Origin of the sequence: Paenibacillus sp. J22TS3, from assembly GCF_018403205.1 — a bacterium.
Lineage (GTDB): Bacteria > Bacillota > Bacilli > Paenibacillales > Paenibacillaceae > Fontibacillus > Fontibacillus tuaregi.
In genome coordinates this window covers 41,886-62,815 of record NZ_BOSF01000007.1, presented here as the reverse complement: position 1 = coordinate 62,815, position 20,930 = coordinate 41,886, and the positions used below count along the sequence as shown (strand labels likewise).

The window sequence follows — 20,930 nt, the reverse complement described above, 5'->3', positions numbered from 1 at the left end:
ACCACCAGCGGTAGACAGACCCGGCTTAGATCTCGTCATAGAAATCTGAAGGCTCAAGGATCCAGAAGGGTGTAACCCGGTCCAACCTCAAACTCCGTGAATCCAGCCATGCTGCGCGCTTGGAAATGGATTGGGGATTTGCTGCCAATAAGGAGAATGTTCTTGGCCTCACCAGCACTTTCCCCAGGAAGGATGAATGCAGCGGTATGCGAATATACCTCCTGGAGTGTGGTGTGAATAGCCTGAATAAGCCTGTCATTGCCGCTTCTGCCGAACAGATTCAACAGGACTGAGCCCCTGGAACCCAGCTTGGCTTGAGTAAGGTGGAAGAATTCGCGGGTCAGCAGGTGCAATGGGGTTCCTAGCTCTGTGAAGGCATCCACCAGGATGTAGTCCAGACTGTTATCTTGCTCCATCTTCAGCAGCAGCCGTCCATCACCAATAATTACATTATCGCCTGTGTAACCGAAGTAATCTCTGCTGATGTCGAGAATCATGGGGCTAAGCTCTGCAACCTTAAAGCGCTTGTCAGGAGAGTGCCCAGATATAGCACCGATTCCGTGACCGACCATGAACACATCCTCGTAATCCGGGTTGTTTATCTCCATAAGATGAAGCAGCGCTCTTGGATATTCAAAGACAAGCCGGCCTGGTTCGTCAAGATCAATGGCCCCCTGTACAGCCTGGTTGGCGAACTGCAGGATGCGGAAGCGGCCTTTGTCCCCGAACAACCGGTCCATGTCAGCAACGATGATTTCTTGATCTGGGCTCACGTCATGGAATAAAATGTTCACGTCTTGGTTCTCCCCTGTATTGATCTAGACAGTATAACATGAAGGACATAAATAAAGAGAGACCAGGGAGGTCTCTCTTTAGGTTTAACACTTATTTACTGCTGAATTCCATAAATCTTGTACAATTCATCAAGCATCAGATTCGCTGCTTTGATGCCTCCTGCGGTGTTCCAGATTGCATCGTCTACCTTATAAGCGTGACCGCTCTTCACAGCGCCAAGGTTCTTCCAGAGCGGATCATTAATCCATTCCTTCTCCGTTGCACTCGCCTTGCCATCCCCGGTATCATAGGTGAAATAGAACAACCGGTCCGCGTCAGCCTCAGGCAGCCGCTCTTTGGTAATCTCGTCAACAAATTTATCTTTAGCATTCTTAGTCATTTCTGTTCTGGCCAATCCGATTTGATCAAAAATAATGCCAGAGAAGGTGTCCGTGTGGTAGACCCGGGTCTTGCCAGCCATGAAGCGGACCACAGAAACCGTCTCCTTCAGTTTATCCCCAGCCTTGGCTTTGAAATCTTCAATCCGCTTGTCAAATGCGGCCATCAGCTCGTCACCTTTGGCAGTCTGACCCAGCGCTTCCGCATAGAGCTTGAAGTTCTTCTTCCAATCCCCGCGAAGGTCCTCTGCCATTACGGTAGGGGCGATTGCTTTAAGCTGGTCATAGACTTTCTCCTGGCGCATCTTATTGCCGATAATAAGGTCTGGCTGAAGCCCGGCAATCAGTTCCATGTTAGGCTGACTCTCTTCGCCGACTTCGGTAACGCCTTCCATATCAGCCTTGATATGATCATACCAAGGATTGCCCGTCCAGGACTTCACGGCGCCTACAGGTTTGACTCCGAGAGCCAGGAGCGCTTCAGTTCCTTCATTAGTAAGAACGACTACTTTTTGCGGAGTTCCTTTAATATCTGTTTCACCCATGGCATGCTTCACCTTGCGAACTTGATCGTTAGCCCCGGTAGAAGCCTCCGTGTTATTGGTCTGAGACTTCTCCGTGCCAGGATTATCTGATGCGTTCTTGGAGCCGCAACCTGACAGAATAACAAGCAGTGTAAGGGCAACTGTGCCTAACTTGGCTGCCCTGCTTAAGTAAGATGTACCTCTGGTAAACATTAAATTCTCCCCCTAAAACTTATGTAGTGTGTTGTCTGAGAATCATTATCATTAACAATATCAAACTATACCGGGAGAAGGAGGAGACTGTCAATAAAAATCTGAGAATGATTCTCATATTCATTGACAATGGGATACGGTTCTACTAAAATTCATACAGAGTTTACTAAATTACATATCTGAAGGAAAAGAAAGTGGACAAACATGAAAGTCATATATTTAAGCATCTTAATGGCTGCTCTTGCAGGGGTAGTGGTATGCAGTGTCGCCTTTGGAGTCACAAATATTCCATTTCATAACGTATTGGAATCATTCCTTCATTACAACGGGAGCAATGAACACCTGATTATCCAGACCACCCGGGTGCCAAGAGCCCTCATCGCCGCTTCGGTGGGCGCATGTCTGGCGGTAGCCGGTGCAGTGATGCAGGTCATGACCCGCAATCCAATTGCATCCCCAAGCACGCTTGGCGTCAATTCGGGTGCGACCTTCTTCATTATACTGTCGGCGTGGTGGCTGGGCCTATCCGGACAGCAGTCGTTCACTTGGGTTGCGCTGATTGGGGCCGCGCTCAGCGGAGGTTTGGTATTCTTTATGGGAAGCATCGGCAGGGACGGAATGACTCCGGTGAAGATCACTTTGGCGGGTGCGGCGATGACGGCTTTTTTTGCCTCATTGACTCAAGGTCTTATGCTTACGGACGGTAAAATGTTTGACCAGATTCTCGTCTGGCTGGTCGGTTCAGTAGCAGGCCGAGATATGGCGCAGCTGCAGGCGGTGTGGCCGTATATGACAGTTGGCATGTTAATTGCTCTGCTTCTGTCACGCCACCTCAATGTGCTGGCGATGGGGGATGACATGGCCCAGGGGCTGGGGCAGAGAACCGCTTATATCAAGCTGTCCGGGGCCGTTGCTGTGATCCTGCTTGCCGGCGGATCTGTTGCTGTTGCAGGTCCTATCGCATTTGTGGGAATCATTATTCCCCACATTGTACGTTACCTCGTCGGTTCGGATTACCGGTGGATTCTTCCATACAGCGCGGTGCTTGGGGCTATCCTGCTCGTGAGTGCGGATTTGGGATCACGGTATATCGCCATGCCCAAAGAGGTGCCCGTAGGTGTAATGACAGCGATTCTGGGAGTACCCTTCTTCGTATATATCGCTCGGAAAGGCAGACGAACATGATGAGCAAATACAAATCTCTCCGTTCGGAGCGTGCTGGATTTTCAGTCCTTGTTGAAAAGAAAACGGTATGGATCACCCTGATCCTGCTAATCCTGTGCGCAGCCGTAATGGTCATCAGTACCGGGTTAGGGAGCAAGTGGATCTCGCCGATGAGTGTGATTAAAGTGCTTATGGGTGAAGGGGAGCCCATGCATCAAGTAATTGTGGAGAAGCTTCGGCTGCCGAGAGTGATCACCGCCGTGCTGGTCGGCGCGTCTCTTGCAGTGGCGGGAGCTGTGCTGCAGGGAATTATTCGCAATCCCCTTGCTTCCCCGGATGTGGCGGGAATCACGGAAGGCGCTTCATTCGGCGCGGTCCTGTTCATCTTCCTCTTCGGTGGGACCGTTCCGATTCACTGGATGCCGCTTGCATCCATTCTGGGCGCTGTAGTGGTTACAGGACTTCTATATGTACTGAGCTGGAAGAAAGGTGTAGATCCGTTAAAGCTGGTTCTCATCGGAATTGGCTTGTCCGCTGCGATCAAATCGGTGTCCTATATGCTGATTATCGCGGGACCGATGCAGCTGGCAGAGCGTTCATTAACGTTCATGACCGGCAGCATCTATGGGGTAAGCATGGACAAAGATGTGCTCACGCTCCTGCCCTGGACAGCCGTTCTGCTTGGGCTTACCTGGCTGCAGGCGCGCAGCGTCAATATCCAAGCTTTGGGTGATGACGTCGCTCAAAGCGCCGGAGCCCGTGTCCAAAGGCAGCGTCTGGTTCTGATCGCCCTAAGCGTGGCTCTTGCGGGAGCGGCTGTGGCGATCGGCGGAGCCATTGCATTTATTGGCTTAATGGCGCCTCATATGGCCCGCAAGCTGGTAGGCTCCTCCTTCGGAAGTGTGCTTCCTGTGAGCGCTCTGCTGGGCGCGCTGATCCTGCTGCTGGCCGATTTGGCCGCACGGACCCTGTTCCTTCCGCGGGATGTTCCTGCGGGAGTGCTTACTGCCGCGATAGGCGCCCCTTTCTTCATGTATTTGTTGTACCGGAATCGGAATCGAAATTAGCTGTGGAGGGATTCAAATGAGCAGTCTTGAGGTACGGGAGCTCGGCCTGTCTTATGGTGACACGTATATCTTCGAAAATCTGAATTTAAGCATACCTAAAGGGAAAATTACGGTCTTCATCGGCAGCAACGGCTGCGGTAAATCCACGCTGCTCAGATCCATGGCCAGGCTTCTAAAGCCTCAGAAGGGCTCTGTGCTTCTGGACTCCAGAGAGATCACGTCCATGTCCACGAAGGAAGTGGCCCGGAAGATGGCCATTCTTCCGCAGGGGCCAACAACACCTGAAGGGCTGACTGTGCTTCAGCTTGTGAAGCAGGGTAGATATCCTTATCAGAGCTGGCTGAAGATGTGGTCCAAGGAAGACGAGGACATTGTACAGAAGGCGTTGGAGGCGACAGGTATGACGGATTTAGCGGAACGCACCGTCGATTCGCTTTCCGGAGGCCAACGTCAGCGTGCGTGGATTGCCATGACGCTGGCACAGGAAACACCGGTGATTCTGCTGGATGAGCCAACGACATACTTGGATCTCACTCACCAAATTGAGGTGCTCGACCTACTGTATGAGATGAATGTCCGTGACAACCGCACGATTGTCATGGTCCTGCATGACATCAATCTGGCTTGCAGATATGCTGATCATATAGTGGCGGTCCGGGAGGGACACATTGAAGCGCAGGGACAGCCGGAAGAGGTAGTTGATGCGGAGCTGATTGAGAGGGTGTTCCGCTTGAAATGCGAAATTATCCCGGATCCCTTGTATGGGACACCGTTATGTATCCCGCATGATAACAGCAGACTGAGAGCGGCCAAGGCCGCGGCTCGTGCCGATAAAGGGACTAAGCGGGCAGACGCTTTCGTCACCGTATAACCTCAAATCGAAGATTGTTCTTGGTGGCGTCCCGGGCTATAGTTGGAATTGTGCGGGCTCAAGCAACGGTTGACGTAAGACCGCATAGTAAACTCACCTAAAGGTGCTCATCAGCTATTATTGTGGCTAATGTGCACCTTTTTTAGAGGTTTCACCGAAGTTACCAGCAGTATTCAACAAGCGGACAGATATGCAGCCGGGTGATCGGGGGTATAAGAGATTTGAGTGAACTATTACGAAGCTCAGGTATAAGGAATCCGATCATCTGAAAAAAGAGAGTCAGCACAGGACGGCAGGCAGCTGTCATTTACATATGTTGGGAGGTTAGCAGAGTACAACTGCAATTGTAAGGTGCGAATACGGGGCACATGGTTAATAATATACAGATCGTACTTATGAAACTAAGTGAAACTAAAAAGGTCTAACTCACGTAAATAGTAGCTGAATGAATATGTATAACAATGAATATAATCATGATTTGGGAGGAAACATCCACAGTGAATGCAGACGAAAGTAAAACCAGCTTTAAGGAATTATTGAAGAAGGGGAATACCTCATCCGCGCTAGCGGCGATTGGAAACACAGGGGTCGCCATTGTAAAAGGAGTTGCAGCTGGATTCACCGGCAGTGGGGCTATGTTCGCTTCCGCCATGCACTCAACGGCAGATGCTGTGAATCAGGCTTTTGTATTTGCGGGGAGCGTGCTGTCAGAGAAGAAGCCGACCCGCCGATTTCCGACAGGCTTTGGCCGGGTCATAAATCTGTTCTGTATGGTAGCGGTTATTGTTGTAACCGTCATGGCTTACGAGACTATACGTGAGGGATTCCATCTACTATCCCACCCATCAGAATCGCACGGATTCTGGTTGAATCTAGCCATACTTCTATTATCGATCGCAGTGGATGGATTTGTTCTGATCAAAGCCATGAAGGAAATTGTGCATGAGGCCCGGGTGGAAGCCAAGGGGGCTGCGGTCATCCCAGCAGCGTTCCGCAATGTGGGCAGAGCCGCTCCACCAACCCGGCTGGTATTTTATGAAGATCTGGTGGCAACAACAGGTGCATTTCTGGCTCTGATCGCGGTCGTGGTGACTTCGTTAACGAGCTTCACCTTGTTGGACGGGATATCCACCATTCTAATTGGATTCTTGATGATTGCCGTTGCTTTCCGGGTAGGCTACGACAATATGGTTGGGTTGATCGGTGTGTCCGCCCCACCTGAGGTGGAGGAGAAGGTAGCTAAAATTATTTTCTCAAATGCTAATGTAACGGATATATACCAATTGCGTGTGATGCAGGAAGGCCGCTATTATCATGTGGATGGGTTAATTGAACTGAAGCCTGGATTAACGCTGGCGGATGCGGATGATATTAAATTCAAAGTTAGAGACAGCTTGCTGCAGGACCGGGATATTGCGGATGTGACCATCGGCATTATTGAGGATAACGGGGTTCGGGACTGGCATCCCTCCGAGGGTAAGCAATAAGCTATAGTGGCAAAGATTGGACTGTTCCCCGGGGAGCAGTCCTTTCGTACTTTTTAGGCCAACCAGAGATTCCGGGTCGGCCTATTCTTTTTTACGCTTGACTCTCCCCTAAGAGGAGCCCTTACACTGATTCTTGTCAGAAGGAGGTGAGCAGCAGATGTATACGGTAAAAGAGGTTTCGGAGATTTCCAAGGTTACGGTGAAGACTCTGCATCATTATCACAAGCTTGGACTATTGATACCGGGCAGGATCAGTGAGTCGGGTTACCGTCTTTATGGCACACCTGAGCTGGAGAGGCTGCAGCAGATTCTTTTTTATAAAGAGCTGGATTTCCCGCTAGCGGCCATTAAACAGCTCCTTGATGGGGAGCCGGACCGTCTTGAAGTCCTGCAGGAGCAGAGGACACAGCTTGTTGCAAAAGCACAACGATTAAACGAAGTTGTCCGGACACTGGACATCTCAATGATTTCAGCAATGAAAGGAGAAGCTATGAACCCAAAAGACATGTTCAGCGGATTAGCAGGAGAAGAGGAATGGAGAGAGGCGCTTGCGCAGCAGGAGCAGTACCTCAAAGACACATATAACTATGAAATGCTGGGTAGCGAGCCGATTGAGGTGGAGGAAATGAATGCCCAGGCGAAGGAAGCAGCTCACTTTATGAACAGCATGGCAGAATCGTTAAGAGGAAAGGTAAGGCACGATGACAGTCGGGTAACCGGGTTGATCCGCAATCACCTGGAGTTTCTGAGCCGGCATGGGCATTCCTTCAGTCCAGCTGATTTTGCGGAACAGACCCGTTTTTTTATGCAGGATGACTTTCACAGGGAGATGCTGGAGTCTCAGCAGACGGGGCTGGCTTATTACCTCGGAGCAGCGGCATCTGCATATGCGGATGGTGAATAGGTCATTCTGTGATAGAATTAGGCTATTCGAATGAGTGAAGAAGGTGTATAAATTGATTCTTGTAAGCTCTTGTCTCGCAGGCCTTGAAGTGAGATATAACGGAAGCGGCAGTTTGGATAGGCGAATAACGAGGTTAATTGAGGAAGGTCGAGCGGTAACCGTATGTCCTGAATTGCTCGGAGGGTTCTCTGTTCCAAGGGAGCCAGCGGAAATTCAGGGCGGTGATGGAAACGACGTGCTTGAGGGCAGGGCTAAGGTGGTCGAGCTCTCCGGCAGGGATGTGACAGAAATGTATGTGGCTGGAGCGTATAGGACCTTGGAGATTGCCCAAGAGATGGGCGCATCAACCGTTGTGTTGAAGGAGTACAGTCCATCCTGTGGAAGCGCGATGATCTATAACGGGGAATTCTCGAATATGAAGGTTGAAGGGATTGGCGTTACCACGGCGCTGCTGAGGAAGCATGGAATTCAAGTTGAATCAGAAATTTCCTGGCTTGGATCAGGGGAGTGATCAGAGCAATGAACAAACAGAGCCGTCTGCACTGCGCAGAGGCTCTGTTGGGTTTATGCTTTCTTTTTAAATTTGAATACCGACCAGATGGACAGGAAAATCACAAGTGCGATACATACGCTGATGCTGATACGGTTCTGAGCATCCACTACGAACAGTACGGCGATCACGGTTAACGCTGCTATGGTAAGCACGGTGATAAAGGGGAATCCCCATACCTTGAAGCCTGGCTCTTTCGGATATTGCTTTCTCAATTTGAGCTGGGACAGGCAGATGCAAATCCATACCAGAATTACGACAAACCCAGGCACGGCCATGAGCAGGCGGAACAATCCCTCCTGTGAAATGTAAGCCAGCATGGAGCCGACCAGCAGAACTACCGCACAGAAGATTAAGCTGTTCATGGGCACACCGGTTCGGGAAAGCTTGCGCAGCCCCGAGGGCGCTTCCCCATCGCTTGCCATAGAGTGAAGCATCCGGGTAGCTCCATAGATGCCTGAATTGGCAGCGGACAGGACGGCCGTTACCAGTATGAAGTTCATCAGATGAGCCGCTCCTTGCAGTCCGGTCGATGACAGCACCTGCACAAATGGACTTGTATTCCCGCTTAGCTGGTCCCATGGAATCAGTCCGCAGATAATCAGGATGGGCAGGGTATAGAACAGGATGACCCGCAGGATAAAGTTCTTGACCACTTTAGGCAGAATCTTATCCGCATTCTCAGCTTCAGTCAGCGTTAGGCCGATAAGCTCTGAACCTCCATAGGAGAACATAACCACCAGAAGGGCTGAGAAGATCGCGGTCCATCCATTAGGGAAGATGCCGCCATGCTCTGTGTAGTTCTTCAGTCCATGAACCTGGGGGTCGGGAATGATTCCGACAAGGATGCAGGCTCCCAGAACAATAAATACAATGATCATAAAAATTTTGATTCCGGCCAGCCAAAATTCCATCTCCCCGTAGCCACGGACATTCATCGTGTTGATCAGAATAATGAACGCGGCGCTCGCAAGGCTTAGCACCCATAGGGGAACCCCGGGCAGCCAGTATTGAAGAAAGCTTCCCGCGGCAATAACTTCTATAATACATACAGCCAGCCACATGAAACAGTACAGCCAGCCAACAACAAAGGAAAGTCTTTCGCCGAAAGCTTCACGGATAAACTCTTTCATATTCTTGTTTGTGTACACCGTGGCCATCTCGGCAATGGCCCCCATGACAACCAGTAGAAGCAGCCCGGCAAAAACATACGAAAAGATAACACCCGGGCCAGCGAGACTGATCGTTTCTGAACTTCCTTTAAATATTCCGGTTCCGATTACGCCGCCCATAGCCATGAAACTGATATGGCGCGGCCGCAATTTCTTCTGTAGTGAGTCTTCTGATGACTTCAATTCTGTCTGATCCCCCTTATGACTGACAGGTTGTCATAATTAATGTGATAAAGAAACTTAAATTTCATATTACAATAAATGTCCTATCTAGGATAGGCCATTGTCTGAAAAATAAAACTCTTGACGAGATAAATGAAAGCGGTTAATATAAAACACGTAGATAATACGTTATATAACGTTATATAAAAGGAGAGAAGAAAAATGAACGTACAAAAAGTTATCCAGACAATCAACAAGCAGACTGAGAATGGGATTTCAGAGGTATATTTAGTGGCTTGTGGAGGGTCTCTGGTCGACATGTATCCCTCTAAGTATTTTCTGGACAGTGAAGCACGTAAGATCGTAGGAGGGCTGTACACTGCCAATGAGTTCGTACACGCGCTTCCCAAGCGGCTAAATAAAGACTCGGTTGTTATTGTCTGCTCACATGGGGGGAATACGCCGGAATCCGTGGAAGCGGCCAAAACAGCTAAAGAACAAGGAGCACACACGATTGGCTTAACACATAACCGGGAAGCAGCCCTGTTGAAATATTCGGATCATTCCTTCATCTACGAATGGGGTGAGGAGAGTGACGTTAAGAACAATCCTATGGCGATTATTATGGAATTGACGGTGGAAATTCTAAACACAACCGAAGGTTATGCCGCATACGAAGCGTTCCAAAGTGGATTGAACAAAATAGGCGGAATTATAAATAGCGGCAAGCTGCTTGTTGCCGAGCGCGCCCAAGCTTTTGCCGACAAATATAAGAACGAGGATTTGTTCTACATTTTATCAAGCGGAGCATCTTACGGCCATGCATACGGCTTCGCAATTTGTTCCCTGATGGAGATGCAGTGGCTGAATGCATCCTCAATTCATTCTGGAGAGTATTTCCACGGTCCGTTCGAAGTAACAGATAAAGAGACTCCATTCATTCTGTTGATGAATGAAGGACGTACACGTGCTCTGGATGAACGTGCAAGAATCTTCCTTAACCAATACGCGGGGAAAGTGGAAATCGTGGATGCGAAGGAACTCGGAATTAATACCATTGCGGATGAAGTGGTTGAATTTTTCAATCCGGTATTATTCTATAGCATTCTATGTGTTTACCGTGAAACGTTAGCCGAAGTCCGGAATCATCCACTCGAAACACGCCGTTACATGGGCAAAGTGGCATACTAAATCGAGGTGAGAATAGCATGGAAGTGCTGGGGATCGGAGATAATGTCGTAGATAAATATGTTCACCTTAACCTAATGTACCCTGGTGGAAATGCAGTGAATTTTAGTGTCTTCTCAAAAAAATTAGGCGTCGATGCAGCTTTTATGGGGACGTTTGGCAATGATCAAGAGGCAAGGCATGTTGAGCAAGTGCTGCAAGAGCTCCAGATCGATGTATCCAGATGCCGTCATTTTGACGGCGAGAATGGATGCGCCCGTGTAACTTTGGAGAATGGGGATCGGGTATTCCTCGGAAGTAATGAAGGCGGAGTAACCCGCATGTATCCTCTCCAGCTGACCGAGGATGATAAGGCTTATATTCGCAACTTTGCGGTTATGCACACCGGTCTTTACAGTCATACAGGCCATTTGCTTCCAGAACTTACTCAACTCGGGGTTCCACTTTCTTTCGATTTCTCTGATGATTTCGAAGAAGAGCAGGTGGATAAGTATATAGGTTATGCGGATTTTGCGTTCTTCTCCTGTAGTCATTTGACCGATGAAGCGGCACAGGATTATATCAGGTCCAAATGGGCGGGTGGAAACCAATTAATCATTGCGACTCGTGGAAGCAGCCGCAGTATGGCTTACGATGGAACCCGTTTTTATTTCCAGGAGCCCATGGTTGTCGAAGCTGTAGATACGATGGGAGCAGGGGATTCCTACATTGCCGCCTTTCTCATCCATTACTTGAGAGAAAAGAACGTGCAGGCTGCCATGATCGAAGGCTCCCGCTTCGCAGCCGAGAGCTGTCTGGTAGAAGGGTCATTTGGCTACGGTGTCCCTTATAATTAAGGAGCGGTCACCCGCTTGTGTAATGGTACGGCGTTTGTTACTCTTTAAAGAGTAGTATGGATGGAATCATCTGTATCTATAACGTTATACGAACAGGCGAGGGTTAATATGTTAAATCCAGAGCAAGCTGAACCATTATATATTCAACTGAAAAAAGCAATTCATACGGCGATCACGAATGAGGAATTTAAGCATGGAGAGAAAATTCCCACAGAAATAGAGTTAAGCAACCGGTTTAATGTAAGCCGAATTACCGTTAGAAAAGCCGTTGAGGAACTGTGTCAGGAAGGGTACCTTGTGAAACGGCAGGGTAAAGGAACCTTCGTGAATCAAGCGAAGATAGGGCGGAAGATTGAGCATGTTATAGGTTTTACGGCGGCATGTGCAGCTAACGGAATATCATCGCATAGTGTTGTTACGCAAAAAGAGGTTATAAAACCCGATGCAGATGTGCAGCATAAGTTGGGCTTGGAGCCAGGGGAACCGGTAGTCTTTATTCAGCGGAAGAGATACGGAGGAGACAATCCGCTAATGCTGGAAAATAACTACTATCCATACAAACGGTTTGCATTTCTTCTTAACGAAAGCTTGGAGGGTTCATTGTACGAATTGTTACGGGAGAAATACGATATTGATCCTTGCCAGCCTGGCGAGACAACACTTGAAATTGTTCTGGCAGATGAACAGAAGGCCAAACTTCTGGATACGGCAATTGGCAAGCCATTATTTTATATGTACACGATGATCAATGATCAGAATGGACAGCCGGTTCATGTGGGCAAGCAATATATTATCGGTGACCGGTATCAATTTACACTTTAATGGAGCCGTTCTTTGGTGGTGGATATGGTTACTGCTTCTATACATAAGGGGAGCAGTCTGTATTCTCTAATCCATAACGTTGTAATACGTCATGTAATAGAACGGCTTTTTTTCAAATATATAAAATGAACTTTAGAATTTACCGATCTTAGCTTCGATCCCGAGTGATTCTGAAGAAGCGGAGCGTCCGCCTTTGTCTCCGAAATGCCCCATTGGAAATCTATTTCAAGGATTTCGGAGACAACAGGGGTCGTAAGAACACTCGGCATTGCAGCGCCCTAAAAGGGTAACCTTCATAAGTTCATTTTATATAATGGCTAATTCTTAAATTTGGCATTTAGGTAATAGGTTCTCAATCAGAGAAGGAGGCATGGCTTATGGTTAAGAACGCAGCCGATCTTGTTCTTGTATCCAAGGCTATATTTACCGGTGATGGTGATGTCCCTATGGAGGGATATGTTGCAGTTAAGAATGACCATATTGTTGCTGTTGGCCAGCCGGGGCAAGAGAGGGAATGGATCGGACCTGATACTAAAGTGTTTCAGCTTGGGGATCAATTGGTAATGCCGGGAATCCATGATAACCACGTGTTTTTTACGGGTTATATGTCGATGCACCGGGGGGTTGATCTTTCCAATACTCAATCTGCTTCTGAAGCTTTAGATTTAATGGTTAAATACTCAAGCACTCTTCCCCATGGAGAAAATGTATACGCTTACGGTTGGGACCTCAATATTTGGGGGGAGCTTCCGGATCAATCCATGTTGGATACGGCCTTTCTGGATCGTGCGGTTATCGCTATTAACCGAAGTAAGAACTGGTGCTGGATGAACCAGTTGGCTATAGATAAGTACCATTTCCAACCTGGAGAATGCAGTGCTGAGGCAAGAGCCCATCTACTGAAAGAAATGCTGGGAGATACAGACACGGTTAAGAGGGAATTCCTTGATTTTTGCAGTGTGCTGGCGGAGCGGGGGGTTACCTCCATTAAAGACATTGGATTTGATGATTACAGTGGCATGCTGCAGGTTCTGTCCTCACTCGAAGAGGAAGGGCGGCTGCCGCTACGGGTTCATTTCTCACTAGAACCAGTACTTGATGAGCTTGATACAGAGACCGGTCTGAAATATAAGGAGCTCTATTCCAGTGACCGTCTCAGGTTTCAAGGTTACAAAATCATGCTGGATGGCGTAGTGGCCGATCACACAGCGGACATGCTGGAGCCTTATGCGGACATGCCAGGCGTCACCAATCTGAGGCCGGTGGATTACGCAGCTATCGAAGAAGCTGTTCTGCGTGCTGACCGGGCTGGATTGAAGTGTTGTCTGACTGCTGAAGGTGATGCAGCAATCCGCAAAGCTGTAGACATGCTGGAGAAATGCAGACAAGTTCATGGAGAACGGGATGCTCGGCATTCCATAAGTGATCTGGAGTATCCACATCCTGATGATCTAAAAAGGATGGCATCAAACGGAATCTTTGCTGAAATCTATGCTCAAATACTGCTCCTTAACCCATCTCGCGAAGAATCCTACATGGCTGAGGTCGCAGGGGAGGAGAATGCATCCAAATTCTATGATTATCGCACTATGCTGGATTCCGGAGTGACTATAACCATTGGCACTGACCTCCCTCTGTTTATGACGAGTGTGCCAGATTCTATCTTTGCCGCAACGGTTAGACGGTTTCCTGAGGGTTCAGCCAGTACGGATTGGTATCCTGAGAAGGGACTGCCCTTGGCTGAGGTGTTAAAAGCCTGGACAATCCATGGAGCGAAGCACGCCTTTATGGAACATAAAGTGGGCACACTGAAGCCAGGCAAATATGCGGATATTGCAGTTTTTGACCGGAATCTGTTCACGACAAGACCAGAGCAGATTAGGGAAGCAAAAGCTGATCTTACAATTGCAAATGGAAAAATCGTACATGACAGAACGTCGGGGTAATGATGACAGATGGTTGGGAGGAGAACTAGACCATTATAAGTAAGACGTTCTATAACGATATTACTCTGGAACGAGGGATTCTTCAATGGAAGCGACAAATAAGAAGAAAAAATGGGCTTTACCTCATAGCTACACCCTCATCTTCTTTATTATTATTCTCATGGCAGCTTTAACGTGGATTATCCCAAGCGGCCAGTTCAAACGGGAAGAGACAACCGTAAACGGCATTACCAAAACCGTAATTGTTCCCGGCACCTATCATACCGTTCCGAAAAGCGGTGAGGCTGGAGATTTAAAACAGGGAATCCCCCAAATACTCAGCGCTCCGATGCAGGGGGTCATTAATGCTGTCGATGTGGTGTCTTTTGTCCTTATCGTGGGCGGAGCATTTGGAATTATCCTGAACACTGGAGCAATTGACAGGGCGCTGCTGGCCCTCGCCCGACGATTGAAGAATAGAGGAATTCTTGTCATTCCAATTTCTATGGTGATATTCAGCCTGGGTGGCTCAACTTTTGGGATGAGTGAAGAAATCATACCGTTATACACCATCTTTATATCTCTGATGTTTGCATTAGGCTTCGATTCTCTGACCGCTATTCTCATCTTGTTTTTGGGGACTCAAATCGGATATGTCGGTTCTACCACGAACCCATTCTCTGTGCTTATCGCTCAAGGCGTATCCGGCATTCAGGGCAATCCGCAATTATGGCTGCGTTCGATTGAATGGCTGGTATTCACAGGTGTATCGATCGGGTTTACGATGTGGTATGCACACCGGGTAAAGAAACATCCTGAGAAGTCGATTGTATTTAATAATGACCTTATCAATCGTCCGCTCTTTCTAAAAGAAGATACCGGAGAAGAGGTTCACTTCTCGTTGCGGGACAAGCTGATTATTATTGGCTTCGTCGTCACGTTGGGTCTGATTGTCTGGGGTATTCTTGCCAAGGGCTGGTATATGACTGAAATTGGTGCCTTGTTCCTTGCTCTCGGGTTATTCGCTGGAATTGTATCCCGAATGAGCCAGAAACAAATGGCAGAGAATTTTGTTAAAGGCTGTTCCGAATTTGTATATGCGGCAGTCATTATTGGACTGGCACGCGGAATCCTCGTTATTGCCGAGAATGGAATGATCATTGATTCAATCCTGAATTATTTGTCCGGCTTGCTGAGGGGACTGCCCAGCTATTTATTTACAACCATCATGCTTCTTGTTCATAATCTGATCACCTTTTTCGTCCCGTCTTCTTCGGGAGAAGCTGCATTGACTATGCCTGTACTCGCTCCATTAGGCGATCTTATAGGCATCAATAGAGAAGCAATCGTTACGTCGTATCAATTCGGGAATGGACTGACAAATCTGATTTCGCCAACGGGCGGAGTTCTATTGGCAGGGCTGGCCATTGCACGGATTAATTTTGGACAGTGGCTGAAAGTAATAATGAAACTCTTCCCCGTTCTCTGGATCATCGCTGCCATTTTTGCTGCTCTATCAGCATATGTAGGTATGTAATCCTTCTTGAATCATTACATGGCAGAACCCTTGGTTAAATCGAACCGGGGGTTATTTTTTATGGAAATCAGGGTGCCGGGTCTCCTAGGAATGAAACAGCAAGATAGTGAAGGCTTGATCCAGAAATATGTGCTATAACTAGGATAACAAAAAACCACAACCCAGTAATAAACATGGAGGGAGAAGCTTGTCACATACGAACATATTTGAATACGGGCAAGAAGAGATGGAATATCTCTCTCAAGCTGATCCCATACTTGGGCAGGCTATTACGCGGCTTGGGAAATTGGAGCGTAAAGTCATGCCGGATATGTTCTCGGCTCTTGTTTATGCCGTAATCGGACAGCTCATCTCGGCCAAGGCGGCGGGTACGGTATGGGGCCGTATGCAGAGGGAACTTGGGGAGATCACTTCCGGAAATTTGTCTGGGTATACTGCAGAGCAGATCCAGAGCTGCGGTATTACAAGGAGAAAAGCTATTAATATTAGACAAATTGCCCGGACTATTGAACAGGGGGAGCTCTCTCTTGACGAGCTTCATTCACTTCCAGATGAGGAGGTAATCGCAAGGCTGACCAGCTTGCCGGGTGTTGGCAGATGGACTGCTGAAATGCTGCTGCTTCATGCCCTTCAGCGGCCTGATGTCGTCAGCTGGGGAGACATAGCGATAAGGAGGGGAATGAAGAAGCTGTATCAGCTGGACCAGCTGGACAAGGCACAGTTTAATCGTTACTGCGAGAAATACGCACCCGTGGGGTCCGTGGCTTCTATTTATTTGTGGGTGATTTCGTTTGAATAATATGATAAAAGAGAGGGATTGCAAATGAGTTCTAAATTGAATGACCAATCAGTTGGCCAAAGCCCGCTGAAGAACAAGATTGGAAGCGTGTTTCTTCCCGTTCGGGATATCGGGCAAGCAAGGGAGTGGTACAGCCGGATACTCGGCTTCAACCCGGCGGACGCTGAGATCATCGCTGGACACCTGTGCCCGCTGCCCATGGAGGGAACAGGTCTGATTCTGGACACTATGCCGATGTGGGGAGGCGCGGAGGAGGGAGGTGCACCGAACATCAGCACTCCAGCGTTCATGTTTCTCACGGACGATCTTGAAGCATCCTACAAGTTCATGCAGGAGAATGACGTCACCTTGGTCACAGAAATCATGTATGAGCAATGGTTTGTTATTGAAGATCCGGATGGCAACAAGTTAATGGTTGCAAAAGAATAACAATGAAAGCCGCTGCGAAGCGGCTTTTATCATCAGAATTCACTAGGTGCTAATGATCATCTTGTATCCTAGGAAATCTTCTTCTTGCGAAACTGCCCGCGAACCAATGCCAGCAGCACATAGTAGATAGGAATCCCGTTAATGACCACCCAGTAAATGGAGTAGCCAAATTGTGAAACGTCACTCTGGAACAAAGATATATTCCGGTTGTATTGGAAGGCTGCCACCACTGAGGTTCCAGCAAGCAGGATGATTAACGGTACCTTCTCCTTAAATTTAAGCAGATGTGACAGGCAGGTTGCCCCCACATAGAGCAATAATGCGTCATGTACGATCATGGATGTGCCCCATAAGCCGATAAACACCGGATCGGCATTGCCCACCAGACCTGTAAAGGAGGTGCCCCTGATGAGTTCGAGGACAGGGTACTTCACCATGCTGCCAAAATGCGGGCCTAAATTAAGGAGCACCAGCATCCAAGTGATCAGAACGGTGGAGACCACCACCACATTTCCCAACAGTAAGTTACGCAGTGTTGTTTTCTTGAAAACGAGATGGGGGGTAATAAACAGGAAGACAAACCATTCGCCGATCCAGGAAATTACATTGAGCACATCCTTAGCAAGAATTTTGGTGTCAAAATGGGTGAGCAGCGCACTCAGCATTTGATAATCCGCATCCCCGGCAAGGATGTACAGGATAAATAGAGTCGCCAGAACAAGAATAATAAAGGAGGCATCCCCGATATATATCAGCGTTGAGAACCCCCATCTTGCTGTAATCATAGTAATTAGCCCAATGAAGAGGTTGAGGAACCAGGACGGAGTCTCTCTCATATAGACAGTACCATAAAATAAAGTGAACTGTTCAATATCAAGGGAGACATAATATATGCTCCAAAGTACGAGCAAGAGAAGCACAATCCGGTGCCCCCATTTGCCTGCGATCTTCTCACCTGCCTCGGTCCAGGATTGACTCCCCGTAAAAATACCTAATTTGTACGTGCAGAATATAAGCACCATATTGATGGCACCACCGATCAATATAGGAATCCATCCTTGATAACCAGACGTAGTTATCAGGGGCGGAATCATAAAGGCAAGCGGGATCGTAAGCATATAAATGGTCGCGAACCGAAACATTTGAAACGAAGTTGTACGCATGTTACATATCCCCCCCTCATACTGAGAATTGCCTGATTCCGGTCAGAGCCAACCTGTTACAAACAGGAGAATCCGGTTTGGGTTAGGCCACCACGGCAAAAAATTGCCTGCTGTGTTCCATACAAGCAGAATGGACAAGACCCACCAGAAGACCCGCTTATCATGTGGGCTTGGGCTCTTGACCCTAACCCACTCATAGATTGCGATACCTGCAAACAATATGGCCAGCATAGGGCCTCATCCTTTCCATAGTATGTCATCCGCCGGGAACCCTTATGGCTTATTGGTCAAGTATCTAACATTCATGGTAGTCTTGACCTCGATCTCCACCTGATTCTTGTAATAATCCGTCCAATCCTCCCGTATCCGTTCCCATAGACCGGGATACTTCCATTCGAGCAATAAGCCCAGCCCCAGTGCATCCGACCCCAATTGCCGGGTCTGAAGAAGCGCCCGTTCTAAATCTAGTTTTACTTTTGCATTTAGCTGAGTTGTGATAATGGAGTTCAGTTCTGTTTCGTCTCGCTGTTTAGAATTTTTCTTATAAAGGAGATCCCCAGATCCTGTAAGCGAAATCGTATATTTTGGGGTTCCATCGGATAGGGTTACTTTTTTTGTTGCCTTAAGATCAGTAAACAGCACGCTTGCCCGGCTATCCCCCTTGTCCCAATAGACCGTATAGGCCAGCCTGTCGAGCCTGCCGGTAGCCCAGGCTAGGGCACGAGCCTCTTCTGCTTGCAGCGTACCTTTAAACTTGTCGTGTTGATAAAGGGCCGCGCCCTGGACTCCTACCCACTCATCCAATTTCCCATTCTCACTTGGCATTTGTTGAGTGCCAACCATCATGTTATTTGTGACAAAGCCAACCTTCGAGCTGTGCGCAATTAAACAGTCCTTCACGGTGGTGCTGAACATTACATGCTGCAAATTCATTTTACGGAGCACCTCGGCAGGCATCTGTTCGTACAGAGGAGTTAAATCTGCCACCTCCCGGGCCTTCCCGGGAGCTGTGCCAAGGAAGCTGCTGATATGAAATGCGGGTTCCATCCTGATCCAGTCGAGCAAGTCCCCGATTCCCTCTTCAGCATAATCCCGTCCCACGATAATTTCACGTGTATGCCCAAAGTTCAAACGACGTGTTAGATCTTTCTGTAAATCCATAAATGCATCCGGAATAGTATCTGCTGTTTTGGAGATTATCGCATAAGGCTTGCCGCCGCCGCTTCCGCCACTTCCAGCCTGCTGACCGGACATCATCCGGTTAGGCAGAGGACTGCTGATTGTAAGTTTTACTGTCCCCGGCTTATCCCCTTTATCAACATAAATGGCAAAGACAAAGATTTGCTCATCGATCTCCACCTTGGACCAGCAGCCGGTAAGAAGAAGGAAAGGCAGAAGGAGGATCAAGCGTCTTACAGTACTCATTTGGAATTCTGTCTCCTTGGATTACGTGAAGTGTAAGCACTCGACCTTGACTTCATGATCGGAGATGGCACACGAACGAATACATCCTTCCAGTCCTTTAAGATCAGCGGTGCAACCGGCTGCATGTAGGGTGTGCCGAACGATTTGAGGTTGACAAGGTGCCCGAATACGACAAAGGTGCCGATAAATACGCCTATTAAGCCAGTAGTTCCTCCCAATATAAGCAGCGGGAACCTAAGCAGCCTAAGGGCAAGCCCGAGTTCATAATGGGGAATAATATAGGAGGCGATTCCGGTAATGGAGACGACAATGACCATCGGTGTGGATACAATGCCGGCCTGTACGGCAGCTTGTCCAATTACAATGGCCCCAATAATGGAGATGGTCTGTCCTACGGGCTTGGGAATCCGGGTGCCCGCCTCACGCAATCCTTCAAACGTAAGCTCCATGATCAGGGCTTCGGTTAAGGCGGAGAAGGGAATATTCTCCCGGGCTGCAGCAAACGTAAGCAGCAGATCGGTCGGAATCATCTCCGGCTGGAAGGTAGTGATGGCTACATAAAGGGATGGGAGCAGCATGGAGATGACGGCAAAGAGCAGCCTGACCATACGGATCCAGGAGGCGGACATAAAGCTCTGATAATAATCTTCGGAGGACTGCATCAGTGAGAAAAAGGTAACGGGGACGAGCAGCGCCGAGGGAGTCCCGTCCTGTAAAATTCCGACCCGGCCTTCCAGCAATGAGGCTGCAACGGAATCCGGGCGCTCGGTGTACTGGAATTGGGGGAAAGGGGTGCGGTTTCCTTTTTTCGTCTGCTCAGCGGTATAACTGATCCCCAGTACTCCATCGAGATCCATATTGCGCATTTCCTGATCCAGGTCCCTAACGATTTCGGGCTCGCATAACCCTTCGATATAGACAATATAAATGACTGTTTTGGTGTATTTACCAGCCTCATAACGGATTGTTTTCAAATCAGGATGTTTGATCTTATGCCTTAACAGGGACAGATTGCTGTTAATGTCCTCAATAAACGCTTCCTGGGGACCGATCACGACGAGTTCATTTTTCGATTCGGAAACGGCTCTCTTCTTGTATTTTACAAGGTTGAACATGAAGATCTTGTCGGATTCACTTAAATACAGGAGAACCTCCCCCCTAACCAAGTGATCAACGGCATCCTCAGCAGACTTGGCTACTGTGGAGGGCATGGGAATTAACATGCCCTTATTTAGCATGCTGACGATGTTGTCTTCGCTGGATTCCGAAGCCGCGGCTTCCTTAATCAGAACATCAGCGATTCTCTGATGCAGGGTCTGCATATTAATGATGGATTCTATGTAAATAAGCACACAGGTGTGGCCATGGATGACAAAGCTCATCTTGTTAACATCTTCAATGGCTGCAAGCAGCTCATTAATTTGTTCAAGCTGGGTTCCTTCTGTGTCCATCGACTGCACCTCCTGTCATTTCAAGAATTGGGTTTAATTAGAATGCCAATCATGAAGCCAACTTATACA

General features: G+C 48.2%; 20 protein-coding genes. 13 read left to right on the top strand and 7 right to left on the bottom strand.

What is annotated here, in order from left to right; all coding sequences use genetic code 11:
- Positions 1-53: 53 nt before the first annotated feature.
- Both KJS63_RS20165 and KJS63_RS20160 read right to left on the bottom strand, forming a co-directional pair.
- Positions 54-794, bottom strand: coding sequence for a spermidine synthase (locus KJS63_RS20165; RefSeq protein ID WP_244862699.1), 741 nt, complete (start codon positions 792-794; stop codon positions 54-56).
- Positions 795-889: 95 nt separating this feature from the next.
- Positions 890-1,909, bottom strand: coding sequence for an ABC transporter substrate-binding protein (locus tag KJS63_RS20160; RefSeq protein ID WP_213620774.1), 1,020 nt, complete (start codon positions 1,907-1,909; stop codon positions 890-892).
- Between the two features lie 204 nt (positions 1,910-2,113).
- Here KJS63_RS20160 and KJS63_RS20155 point away from each other — a divergent pair, with 204 nt between their 5' ends.
- The 6 genes from KJS63_RS20155 (at position 2,114) to KJS63_RS20130 (ending at position 7,913) form a co-directional block, all read left to right on the top strand.
- Positions 2,114-3,094, top strand: coding sequence for a FecCD family ABC transporter permease (locus KJS63_RS20155; RefSeq protein WP_213620773.1), 981 nt, complete (start codon positions 2,114-2,116; stop codon positions 3,092-3,094).
- A complete protein-coding gene (locus KJS63_RS20150) occupies positions 3,094-4,140 on the top strand; it encodes a FecCD family ABC transporter permease (RefSeq protein WP_213620935.1) in 1,047 nt (348 codons plus the stop codon). The genes KJS63_RS20155 and KJS63_RS20150 overlap by 1 nt, the downstream gene beginning before the upstream one ends.
- 16 nt (positions 4,141-4,156) lie before the next feature.
- Positions 4,157-5,011: an ABC transporter ATP-binding protein gene (locus tag KJS63_RS20145; protein ID WP_213620772.1), complete on the top strand. Its 855-nt coding sequence runs from the start codon at positions 4,157-4,159 to the stop codon at positions 5,009-5,011.
- 497 nt (positions 5,012-5,508) lie between these two features.
- A complete protein-coding gene (locus tag KJS63_RS20140; RefSeq protein ID WP_213620771.1) occupies positions 5,509-6,498 on the top strand; it encodes a cation diffusion facilitator family transporter in 990 nt (329 codons plus the stop codon).
- A 157-nt stretch (positions 6,499-6,655) separates the two neighbouring features.
- A complete protein-coding gene (locus KJS63_RS20135; protein ID WP_213620770.1) occupies positions 6,656-7,402 on the top strand; it encodes a MerR family transcriptional regulator in 747 nt (248 codons plus the stop codon).
- Between the two features lie 52 nt (positions 7,403-7,454).
- Positions 7,455-7,913 carry a 2-thiouracil desulfurase family protein gene (locus tag KJS63_RS20130; protein ID WP_213620934.1) on the top strand — a complete coding sequence of 153 codons (459 nt, stop codon included), beginning with the start codon at positions 7,455-7,457 and terminating at the stop codon, positions 7,911-7,913.
- A 53-nt stretch (positions 7,914-7,966) separates the two neighbouring features.
- Here KJS63_RS20130 and KJS63_RS20125 read toward each other — a convergent pair whose 3' ends face one another.
- Positions 7,967-9,307 carry an amino acid permease gene (locus tag KJS63_RS20125; protein WP_213620769.1) on the bottom strand — a complete coding sequence of 447 codons (1,341 nt, stop codon included), beginning with the start codon at positions 9,305-9,307 and terminating at the stop codon, positions 7,967-7,969.
- A gap of 201 nt (positions 9,308-9,508) precedes the next feature.
- Between KJS63_RS20125 and KJS63_RS20120 the strand changes: the two genes are divergently transcribed.
- From KJS63_RS20120 to KJS63_RS20090, 7 genes are all read left to right on the top strand, one after another.
- A complete protein-coding gene (locus KJS63_RS20120; protein WP_213620768.1) occupies positions 9,509-10,477 on the top strand; it encodes an SIS domain-containing protein in 969 nt (322 codons plus the stop codon).
- Between the two features lie 17 nt (positions 10,478-10,494).
- The gene (locus KJS63_RS20115) at positions 10,495-11,310 is read left to right on the top strand and encodes a fructoselysine 6-kinase (protein WP_213620767.1); all 816 of its coding nucleotides are present in this window, start codon (positions 10,495-10,497) and stop codon (positions 11,308-11,310) included.
- A 108-nt stretch (positions 11,311-11,418) separates the two neighbouring features.
- Positions 11,419-12,132, top strand: a complete 714-nt coding sequence (locus KJS63_RS20110) for a GntR family transcriptional regulator (protein WP_213620766.1) — start codon at positions 11,419-11,421, stop codon at positions 12,130-12,132.
- Between the two features lie 377 nt (positions 12,133-12,509).
- Complete coding sequence (locus KJS63_RS20105; RefSeq protein ID WP_213620765.1) at positions 12,510-14,078, top strand: amidohydrolase; 1,569 nt, start codon at positions 12,510-12,512, stop codon at positions 14,076-14,078.
- A gap of 85 nt (positions 14,079-14,163) precedes the next feature.
- Positions 14,164-15,594 carry a YfcC family protein gene (locus tag KJS63_RS20100; protein WP_213620764.1) on the top strand — a complete coding sequence of 477 codons (1,431 nt, stop codon included), beginning with the start codon at positions 14,164-14,166 and terminating at the stop codon, positions 15,592-15,594.
- A gap of 226 nt (positions 15,595-15,820) precedes the next feature.
- Complete coding sequence (locus KJS63_RS20095; RefSeq protein WP_213620933.1) at positions 15,821-16,393, top strand: DNA-3-methyladenine glycosylase family protein; 573 nt, start codon at positions 15,821-15,823, stop codon at positions 16,391-16,393.
- Between the two features lie 24 nt (positions 16,394-16,417).
- A complete protein-coding gene (locus tag KJS63_RS20090; protein WP_213620763.1) occupies positions 16,418-16,822 on the top strand; it encodes a VOC family protein in 405 nt (134 codons plus the stop codon).
- 68 nt (positions 16,823-16,890) lie between these two features.
- Here KJS63_RS20090 and KJS63_RS20085 read toward each other — a convergent pair whose 3' ends face one another.
- Genes KJS63_RS20085 through KJS63_RS20070 form a run of 4 tightly spaced genes read right to left on the bottom strand, consistent with a single transcriptional unit; the run spans position 16,891 to position 20,861 of the window.
- Positions 16,891-17,985, bottom strand: a complete 1,095-nt coding sequence (locus tag KJS63_RS20085) for a GerAB/ArcD/ProY family transporter (RefSeq protein WP_213620762.1) — start codon at positions 17,983-17,985, stop codon at positions 16,891-16,893.
- Between the two features lie 42 nt (positions 17,986-18,027).
- Positions 18,028-18,216 carry a hypothetical protein gene (locus KJS63_RS20080; RefSeq protein WP_213620761.1) on the bottom strand — a complete coding sequence of 63 codons (189 nt, stop codon included), beginning with the start codon at positions 18,214-18,216 and terminating at the stop codon, positions 18,028-18,030.
- A gap of 42 nt (positions 18,217-18,258) precedes the next feature.
- The gene (locus KJS63_RS20075; protein ID WP_213620760.1) at positions 18,259-19,410 is read right to left on the bottom strand and encodes a Ger(x)C family spore germination protein; all 1,152 of its coding nucleotides are present in this window, start codon (positions 19,408-19,410) and stop codon (positions 18,259-18,261) included.
- Complete coding sequence (locus tag KJS63_RS20070) at positions 19,407-20,861, bottom strand: spore germination protein (protein ID WP_213620759.1); 1,455 nt, start codon at positions 20,859-20,861, stop codon at positions 19,407-19,409. The genes KJS63_RS20075 and KJS63_RS20070 overlap by 4 nt, the downstream gene beginning before the upstream one ends.
- Positions 20,862-20,930: the final 69 nt, after the last annotated feature.